Source organism: Janthinobacterium agaricidamnosum NBRC 102515 = DSM 9628 (assembly GCF_000723165.1).
GTDB classification, from domain to species: domain Bacteria; phylum Pseudomonadota; class Gammaproteobacteria; order Burkholderiales; family Burkholderiaceae_D; genus Janthinobacterium; species Janthinobacterium agaricidamnosum.
The window spans coordinates 5,306,871-5,314,291 of the sequence record NZ_HG322949.1 but is presented as its reverse complement, the minus strand read 5'-3'; the positions used below and the strand labels follow the sequence as shown (position 1 = coordinate 5,314,291).

At 54.9% G+C, this 7,421-nt stretch carries 14 protein-coding genes; all 14 read left to right on the top strand.

From position 1 onward, the window contains the following. The first annotated feature begins 193 nt into the window (after window positions 1-193). The 14 genes from rpsJ to rplE all read left to right on the top strand — a co-directional run bounded on the left by rpsJ (window position 194) and on the right by rplE (window position 7,421). Window positions 194-511 (top strand): 30S ribosomal protein S10, encoded by a 318-nt coding sequence (gene rpsJ / locus GJA_RS22980; RefSeq protein WP_038497056.1) that lies wholly within the window; start codon window positions 194-196, stop codon window positions 509-511. A gap of 659 nt (window positions 512-1,170) precedes the next feature. Next, on the top strand, window positions 1,171-1,827 hold the full coding sequence (rplC, locus tag GJA_RS22975) for a 50S ribosomal protein L3 (protein WP_038497053.1): 657 nt from the start codon (window positions 1,171-1,173) through the stop codon (window positions 1,825-1,827). A gap of 3 nt (window positions 1,828-1,830) precedes the next feature. Further along, window positions 1,831-2,451, top strand: coding sequence for a 50S ribosomal protein L4 (gene rplD, locus GJA_RS22970; protein WP_038497050.1), 621 nt, complete (start codon window positions 1,831-1,833; stop codon window positions 2,449-2,451). Beyond that, complete coding sequence (gene rplW, locus GJA_RS22965; RefSeq protein WP_038497047.1) at window positions 2,448-2,765, top strand: 50S ribosomal protein L23; 318 nt, start codon at window positions 2,448-2,450, stop codon at window positions 2,763-2,765. Before rplD ends, rplW begins: the two co-directional genes overlap by 4 nt. Next, the gene (gene rplB / locus GJA_RS22960; RefSeq protein WP_038497044.1) at window positions 2,765-3,592 is read left to right on the top strand and encodes a 50S ribosomal protein L2; all 828 of its coding nucleotides are present in this window, start codon (window positions 2,765-2,767) and stop codon (window positions 3,590-3,592) included. Before rplW ends, rplB begins: the two co-directional genes overlap by 1 nt. Window positions 3,593-3,602: 10 nt before the next feature. Continuing rightward, entirely contained in the window at window positions 3,603-3,878 is a 276-nt protein-coding gene (gene rpsS, locus GJA_RS22955) for a 30S ribosomal protein S19 (protein WP_008444295.1), read from the top strand. Then, the gene (gene rplV, locus GJA_RS22950; RefSeq protein WP_170840583.1) at window positions 3,875-4,207 is read left to right on the top strand and encodes a 50S ribosomal protein L22; all 333 of its coding nucleotides are present in this window, start codon (window positions 3,875-3,877) and stop codon (window positions 4,205-4,207) included. Before rpsS ends, rplV begins: the two co-directional genes overlap by 4 nt. 9 nt (window positions 4,208-4,216) lie before the next feature. After that, the gene (gene rpsC / locus GJA_RS22945; protein WP_038497040.1) at window positions 4,217-5,038 is read left to right on the top strand and encodes a 30S ribosomal protein S3; all 822 of its coding nucleotides are present in this window, start codon (window positions 4,217-4,219) and stop codon (window positions 5,036-5,038) included. Between the two features lie 2 nt (window positions 5,039-5,040). After that, complete coding sequence (gene rplP / locus GJA_RS22940) at window positions 5,041-5,460, top strand: 50S ribosomal protein L16 (RefSeq protein WP_038497037.1); 420 nt, start codon at window positions 5,041-5,043, stop codon at window positions 5,458-5,460. A 12-nt stretch (window positions 5,461-5,472) separates the two neighbouring features. Continuing rightward, window positions 5,473-5,664 carry a 50S ribosomal protein L29 gene (rpmC, locus tag GJA_RS22935; protein WP_038500854.1) on the top strand — a complete coding sequence of 64 codons (192 nt, stop codon included), beginning with the start codon at window positions 5,473-5,475 and terminating at the stop codon, window positions 5,662-5,664. Continuing rightward, a complete protein-coding gene (gene rpsQ / locus GJA_RS22930) occupies window positions 5,661-5,933 on the top strand; it encodes a 30S ribosomal protein S17 (RefSeq protein WP_038497033.1) in 273 nt (90 codons plus the stop codon). Before rpmC ends, rpsQ begins: the two co-directional genes overlap by 4 nt. Window positions 5,934-6,182: 249 nt before the next feature. Beyond that, window positions 6,183-6,551 (top strand): 50S ribosomal protein L14, encoded by a 369-nt coding sequence (rplN, locus tag GJA_RS22925; protein ID WP_038497030.1) that lies wholly within the window; start codon window positions 6,183-6,185, stop codon window positions 6,549-6,551. Window positions 6,552-6,560: 9 nt separating this feature from the next. Then, window positions 6,561-6,875, top strand: coding sequence for a 50S ribosomal protein L24 (rplX, locus tag GJA_RS22920; RefSeq protein WP_038497027.1), 315 nt, complete (start codon window positions 6,561-6,563; stop codon window positions 6,873-6,875). A gap of 6 nt (window positions 6,876-6,881) precedes the next feature. Further along, a complete protein-coding gene (gene rplE, locus GJA_RS22915; protein ID WP_038497024.1) occupies window positions 6,882-7,421 on the top strand; it encodes a 50S ribosomal protein L5 in 540 nt (179 codons plus the stop codon).

The window sequence follows — 7,421 nt, the reverse complement described above, 5'->3', positions numbered from 1 at the left end:
TTGCTTAATTTTCATTAATTAAGCGAATGCGGCAGGGCCGGCGTTACCCGGCCCTGTTGTATTCAAGCTCAGTATGATGGGCGGCAAGATTTCACTGCGATTCAGTGCTATCATGTCGACCCCAAGCTAGGCACCGAAGATTACTTTTCGCCGCGTGGTTTGCTCACCCGGTTCGTTCTTTTAAGGAAATACCATGTCCACACCAAATCAAAAAATCCGCATCCGCCTGAAAGCGTTCGATTACAAGCTGATCGACCAGTCGGCTCTGGAAATCGTTGAAACCGCGAAGCGCACCGGCGCTGTCGTCAAGGGTCCAGTACCTTTGCCTACCCGTATCCAGCGTTTCGACGTGCTGCGTTCCCCGCACGTCAACAAAACCTCGCGCGACCAGTTCGAAATCCGCACCCACCAGCGCCTGATGGACATCGTCGACCCAACGGACAAAACCGTTGACGCGTTGATGAAACTCGACCTGCCAGCTGGCGTCGATGTCGAAATCAAACTGCAATAATCGTATTCGGCAGGCGGACTGAGTTCCGCCAGCCAGTCGGGGCCGGGCGAGTCCGCGTGAGCGGACAAGCCCGGCCCCGCTCCGTTTCAGGGCTGCCGCCCGAGATTCTCATCCTCTCGCTCTTGCCATTTCCGTCGCAGCGTTTGTTTTTCCAGCAAAAAACTTATTGGGCTTGACCTCTGTGCCGGCATCGATATCGAACAGTCGGAGCAGGGCCGGCGCGAGCATCAGGCGCTGGGCGGCGGGGTGCCGCTGATCCTGATCGGCCAGCGCCGCATCCAGGGCTGCAATCGGGGCGCGATTGAGCGCGCTGGCGGTGCTGCCGCCGGCTGCCGTGGCAGTGCGTTAGCCGCAGCTCGAAGGGCGCCCGCAAACGGGTGTTTTTTTCGCCGCTGCGGCGCGGCCCCAGGGTTCCCCATGTGGCTGCCAGCATTCGGCGCAGCCCGCATTCCCGGCCCGTTTCGGGCCGTTTTCTTGCCTGAATTCAAGTCCCGCATCTATGCCGCGCAACACTTTGACATACCTCGTGTTAACTTGTTGCGTCAAGGGTTTTTGTGCTATATACTAGCCGGCTTCGGTATGGATTCGTCTTTTTTGAGTCCTACGTTACTTTGTAGTTAAACAAGCCCCGCCCAATCGCAGGTGGGAATGGAGAAAAAATGAGCCTAGGCCTTCTCGGTCGCAAGGTTGGTATGATGCGCATTTTCACGGACGAAGGGGATTCGATTCCTGTCACCGTGCTGGACGTATCGAACAACCGTGTTGCGCAAATCAAAACTCCTGAAACAGACGGTTACTCCGCTGTTCAGGTCGCATTCGGTCAACGTCGCGCTTCCCGCGTGACCAAGGCTGTTGCTGGTCATCACGCCAAAGCTGGTGTTGAAGCCGGTACTCTGTTGAAAGAGTTCCGCGTCGATGCTGCTAAAGCTGCCGAATTGAAAGCTGGCGATGTTGTTGCCGCTTCCCTGTTCGAAGTCGGTCAAAAGATCGACGTGCAAGGCGTTACCATCGGTAAGGGTTATGCTGGCGTTATCAAACGTTATCACTTCGCTTCCGGCCGTCAAACGCACGGTAACTCCCGTTCGCATAACGTTCCAGGCTCCATCGGTATGGCGCAAGATCCAGGTCGTGTTTTCCCTGGTAAACGCATGACCGGTCATCTGGGTGACGTGACCCGCACGATCCAAAATCTCGAAATCGCCCGTATCGATGCCGACCGTCAGCTGTTGCTGGTCAAAGGCGCGATCCCAGGTGCGAAAAATGGTCAGGTTGTTGTGTCGCCAGCCATTAAAACCAAAGCCAAGAAGGGAGCTTAAACGATGGAACTCAAGCTTCTGAATGCGCAAGGTCAAGCCGGCTCCAACGTCGTCGCTGCTGATACCATTTTCGGCCGTGATTACAACGAAGCGCTGATCCACCAGGTCGTCATCGCTTATCAAGCGAATGCACGCAGCGGTAACCGCAAGCAAAAAGACCGTGAAGAAGTTCACCACACGACCAAAAAGCCATGGCGCCAAAAAGGTACCGGCCGCGCTCGTGCCGGTATGTCGTCGTCGCCTCTGTGGCGCGGTGGTGGTCGGATTTTCCCGAACTCGCCTGACGAGAACTTCACCCACAAAGTGAACAAAAAAATGTATCGCGCAGGTATCTGCTCGATTCTGTCGCAGCTGGCCCGCGAAGAGCGCCTGATCGTCATCGACGATCTGACGATCGACGCACCAAAAACCAAGCTGCTGTCGCAAAAGCTGAACGGCCTGGGTTTTGACTCGGTCCTGATCATCACCGACGTGTTGAACGAAAACCTGGAACTGGCATCGCGTAACTTGCCTAACGTGCTCGTCGTCGAGCCACGTCACGCAGACCCGTTGTCGCTGGTGTTCTACAAGAAGATCCTGGTCACCAAAGCTGCACTGGCTAAGATTGAGGAGATGCTGGCATGAGCGCGATTTTGAAACATAGCGAAGAACGCTTGATGAAGGTGCTGTTGGCGCCGGTCATTTCCGAAAAGGCCACCATGGTCGCGGAAAAGAACGAGCAAATTGTATTCCGCGTATTGCCGGATGCAACCAAGCCTGAAATCAAGGCAGCGGTCGAACTGCTGTTCAAGGTTGAAGTCCTGTCGGTGCAAACCGCGAACCGTGAAGGTAAGCAAAAGCGCACTGGCCGTTTCAACGGTCGTCGTAACCATACCAAGCGTGCTTTCGTGTGCCTGAAACCTGGCCAGGAAATCAACTTCTCCGAGGAGGCTGCATAATGGCACTCGTTAAGATGAAACCAACCTCGCCAGGCCGTCGCGGCATGGTGAAGGTGGTGAATGCCGACCTGTACAAAGGCCGTCCATTCGCTGCCCTGGTTGAAAAGAAATCCAAGACCGCCGGTCGTAACAACAACGGTCACATCACCACCCGTCATATCGGTGGTGGTCACAAGCAGCACTACCGCCTGATCGACTTCAAGCGCCAGAAAGATGGTATCCCTGCGAAAGTGGAACGTATCGAATACGATCCTAACCGCACCGCCAACATCGCTCTGCTGTGCTACGCCGACGGCGAGCGCCAGTACATCATCGCAACCAAAGGCATGTCCGTTGGCGACGCAGTGATGAACGGTTCGGAAGCGCCTATCAAGTCGGGCAACTGCCTGCCTATCCGTAACATCCCGGTCGGTACCGTGATGCATTGCGTCGAAATGTTGCCAGGTAAGGGTGCCCAGATGGCCCGTACCGCCGGCGCCGGCGTTGTGCTGATGGCGCGCGAAGGTGTTTACGCTCAGGTGCGTCTGCGCTCCGGCGAAGTGCGCCGCGTGCATATCGAGTGCCGTGCAACCGTGGGTGAAGTCGGCAATGCCGAGCACAGCCTGCGTAAAATCGGTAAAGCTGGTGCGATGCGCTGGCGCGGTGTTCGTCCTACCGTTCGCGGTGTGGTCATGAACCCGGTCGATCACCCGCACGGTGGTGGTGAAGGTAAAACAGCAGCTGGTCGTCATCCAGTTTCGCCATGGGGCCAACAGACCAAGGGTAAGAAGACCCGCAGCAACAAGCGTACTTCTTCCATGATCGTCTCGCGCCGCGGCAAGAAATAAGGGGTAGCACATGACACGTTCATTGAAAAAAGGGCCGTTCTGTGACGCCCACCTGGTGAAAAAAGTTGAAGCTGCGCAAGCTGCCAAAGACAAAAAACCAATCAAAACCTGGTCGCGTCGTTCGACAATCATGCCTGACTTCATCGGCCTGACGATCGCGGTACATAACGGCAAGCTGCACGTGCCGGTATATGTTTCCGAAAACATGGTTGGTCACAAGCTCGGCGAATTCGCACTGACCCGTACGTTCAAGGGCCATGCAGCTGACAAAAAGGCTAAGAAATAATGGAAACTAAAGCTATCCTCAAAGGTGTGCGCCTGTCGGACCAAAAGGGCCGCCTGGTTGCTGACCTGATCCGTGGCAAGAAAGTTGACGCTGCACTCAACATCTTGCAATTCAGCCCGAAAAAAGGTGCTGCGATCATCAAGCGTGTTCTGGAATCCGCCATTGCGAATGCCGAGCACAACGATGGCGCCGACATCGACGAATTGTTCGTGAAAACGATCTACGTCGAAAAGGGTCCGGTCCTGAAGCGCTTCACCGCGCGTGCAAAAGGCCGTGGCGACCGTATTTCGAAACAATCCTGTCACGTTTACGTGACTGTCGGTAACTAAGGAGCCACGATGGGTCAGAAAATTCATCCAACAGGCTTCCGCCTTTCAGTCACCCGTAACTGGGCATCGCGTTGGTACGCAGGCAACGGCAATTTCGCTGCCATGCTCAACGAAGATCTGAAAGCACGCGCTTACCTGAAAAAGAAACTGAAGAACGCATCGGTTGGCCGCATCGTTATCGAGCGTCCCGCCAAGAACGCGCGCTTCACGATCTACAGCTCGCGCCCAGGCGTGGTCATTGGTAAAAAAGGCGAAGACATCGAAGTACTGAAGTCCGCTTTGACCAAGATCATGGGCGTGCCTGTGCACGTGAATATCGAAGAAATCCGCAAGCCGGAAATCGACTCGCAGCTGATCGCCGATTCGATCGCCCAGCAGCTGGAAAAACGGATCATGTTCCGCCGCGCCATGAAGCGCGCAATGCAAAATGCAATGCGCCTGGGTGCACTCGGTATCAAGATCATGTCTTCCGGCCGTCTGAACGGTATCGAGATCGCTCGTAAAGAGTGGTACCGCGAAGGCCGCGTGCCTCTGCACACCCTGCGCGCCGATATCGACTACGGTACCAGCGAAGCTTCCACGACCTACGGCATCATCGGTGTCAAGGTATGGGTTTACAAAGGCGACCGCGCTCCTAACGGCGACGCTCCAGTGATCGATACCCCGGCCGACGAGAAGAAGAGCCGCGGTCCGCGCCGTGACGATGGCAAGCCTTCCGGCCGCCCACGTCCAGGCACTGCTGCGAAACCATCCACAGCACCAGGTGCTGCACGCGTACGCACCGCCGCTAAACCGGCCGCCGCTGCACCAGCTGAGAAAGCAGGAGAATAATCATGCTGCAACCAGCACGCAGAAAGTATCGTAAAGAGCAGAAGGGCCGCAACACCGGTATCTCGCATTCGCGCGGCACCGCCGTGTCGTTCGGCGAATTCGGTTTGAAAGCGGTTGCCCGCGGTCGTATCACTGCGCGTCAAATTGAAGCGGCGCGTCGTGCAATGACCCGTCACATCAAGCGCGGTGGCCGTATCTGGATCCGTATTTTCCCGGACAAGCCAATTTCGAACAAACCGGCTGAAGTCCGTATGGGTAACGGTAAAGGTAATCCTGAGTACTACGTCGCTGAAATTCAGCCAGGCAAAGTACTGTATGAAATGGATGGCGTTGATGAAGCGCTGGCACGGGAAGCTTTCCGTCTTGCCGCCGCTAAACTGCCACTGGCAACGACTTTCGTCGTGCGCCAGGTTGGCCAATAATTGGAGTTGAATATGAAAGCAACTGAACTCCGCGGCAAAGACCAGGCAGCTCTGCAAAAAGAGTTGAATGACTTGTTGAAGGCACAGTTCGGCATGCGTATGCAAATCGCTACGCAACAGCTGAGCAACACTTCGCAGCTCAAGAAGGTACGCCGCGATATCGCGCGTGTGAAGACGGTAATGAATCTGAAGGAAGCCAAATGAACGATCCAGTGAAAAAGCCGCTCAAGCGCACGCTGATCGGTAAAGTGGTCTCCGACAAGATGGACAAGACCGTTACCGTTCTGATCGAACGCCACGTGAAGCATCCTTTGTACGGCAAGATCATCATGCGTTCGAACAAGTATCACGCGCATGACGAAACCAACCAGGTCAAAGCCGGTGATACGGTCGAGATCCAGGAAGGTCGCCCGATCTCCAAGACAAAGGCGTGGACGGTCACCCGTGTGGTGCAAGCCGCACAAATCGTTTAATTCGATACAGCGTCTCGGCGCTGTATTTAATTAGTACTTGCAGGCCCGCAAATTGTATGTAATACTTGCGGGCTTCGTTCATGTAACGCCGCAAAGTGTCTGGCCACAGACATAGCTCCGCGGTCAGTTGATGTATGAAGGTCATGCACCCAAACAGTGTAGCCCAGCAGGGCGGCTCTGGCGGGACCAAGACTGACCGCGGGTCTACATTGTGTGGATTCTTCGGCTTAAGTTGGGAAAGAGAATACTATGATTCAAACTGAAAGCCGGCTCGAAGTGGCTGACAATACCGGTGCCAAAGAAGTAATGTGCATCAAGGTATTGGGCGGCTCCAAGCGCCGTTATGCTGGCATTGGCGATGTGATCAAGGTAACCGTCAAGGTTGCTGCGCCACGTGGCCGTGTCAAAAAAGGTGAAATTTATAACGCCGTGGTTGTGCGCACCGCTAAAGGTGTTCGCCGCCAAGACGGTTCCCTGGTGAAGTTCGACGGCAATGCCGCAGTTCTGTTAAACGCCAAGCTGGAACCGATCGGTACCCGTATTTTTGGACCTGTCACACGCGAACTGCGTAGTGAAAAGTTCATGAAAATCGTGTCCCTGGCACCGGAAGTCCTGTAAGGAGTCGTAATGGATAAGATTCGTAAAAACGACGAAGTCATCGTTCTGACCGGGAAAGACAAGGGCAAACGTGGTGTGGTTCAGCAACGTATCGATGCTGAACATATCGTGGTTGACGGCATCAACGTCGCTAAAAAAGCGACCAAGCCGAACCCGATGACTGGCGTAACTGGTGGTATCGTCGATAAGACCATGCCAATTCACGTGTCCAACGTTGCATTGTTCAATGCAGCGACTGGCAAGGCAGATCGCGTAGGTTTCAAAGAAGTGGACGGCAAAAAAGTCCGCGTCTTTAAATCCTCCGGCGAAGTAGTGAAGGCTTAAGAAATCATGGCACGTCTCCAAGAATTCTATAAAGAAAAAGTCGTCGCCGACCTGACAACCAAATTCGGTTACAAGTCGTCGATGGAAGTTCCGCGCCTGACCAAGATCACCCTGAACATGGGTGTGGGCGAGGCAATCGCGGACAAGAAAGTTCTCGAACACGCTGTTGCGGATTTGACCAAGATTGCTGGCCAGAAGCCAGTGACGACCAAGTCGCGCAAGGCAATCGCGGGTTTCAAAATCCGTGAAGGTTACCCGATCGGTACCATGGTCACCCTGCGTGGCGCTCGCATGTACGAGTTCCTGGATCGCTTCATCACCGTGGCCCTGCCGCGCGTGCGCGATTTCCGTGGTGTGAATGGCCGTGCGTTCGATGGTCGTGGCAACTACAACATCGGTGTCAAGGAACAGATCATTTTCCCTGAAATCGAGTACGACAAGATTGACGCGTTGCGCGGTATGAATATCAGCATCACGACAACCGCTAAGACCGACGACGAAGCGAAAGCTCTGCTCGCCGCCTTTAAATTCCCGTTCAGAAACTGA

Excerpts from the sequence above, each read along its gene's own strand:
- rpsJ (WP_038497056.1), top strand. The coding sequence starts at position 194 with ATGTCCACACCAAATCAAAAAATCCGCATCCGCCTGAAAGCGTTCGAT.
- rplC (WP_038497053.1), top strand. The coding sequence starts at position 1,171 with ATGAGCCTAGGCCTTCTCGGTCGCAAGGTTGGTATGATGCGCATTTTC.
- rplD (WP_038497050.1), top strand. The coding sequence starts at position 1,831 with ATGGAACTCAAGCTTCTGAATGCGCAAGGTCAAGCCGGCTCCAACGTC.
- rplW (WP_038497047.1), top strand. The coding sequence starts at position 2,448 with ATGAGCGCGATTTTGAAACATAGCGAAGAACGCTTGATGAAGGTGCTG.
- rplB (WP_038497044.1), top strand. The coding sequence starts at position 2,765 with ATGGCACTCGTTAAGATGAAACCAACCTCGCCAGGCCGTCGCGGCATG.
- rpsS (WP_008444295.1), top strand. The coding sequence starts at position 3,603 with ATGACACGTTCATTGAAAAAAGGGCCGTTCTGTGACGCCCACCTGGTG.
- rpsC (WP_038497040.1), top strand. The coding sequence starts at position 4,217 with ATGGGTCAGAAAATTCATCCAACAGGCTTCCGCCTTTCAGTCACCCGT.
- rplP (WP_038497037.1), top strand. The coding sequence starts at position 5,041 with ATGCTGCAACCAGCACGCAGAAAGTATCGTAAAGAGCAGAAGGGCCGC.
- rpmC (WP_038500854.1), top strand. The coding sequence starts at position 5,473 with ATGAAAGCAACTGAACTCCGCGGCAAAGACCAGGCAGCTCTGCAAAAA.
- rpsQ (WP_038497033.1), top strand. The coding sequence starts at position 5,661 with ATGAACGATCCAGTGAAAAAGCCGCTCAAGCGCACGCTGATCGGTAAA.
- rplN (WP_038497030.1), top strand. The coding sequence starts at position 6,183 with ATGATTCAAACTGAAAGCCGGCTCGAAGTGGCTGACAATACCGGTGCC.
- rplX (WP_038497027.1), top strand. The coding sequence starts at position 6,561 with ATGGATAAGATTCGTAAAAACGACGAAGTCATCGTTCTGACCGGGAAA.
- rplE (WP_038497024.1), top strand. The coding sequence starts at position 6,882 with ATGGCACGTCTCCAAGAATTCTATAAAGAAAAAGTCGTCGCCGACCTG.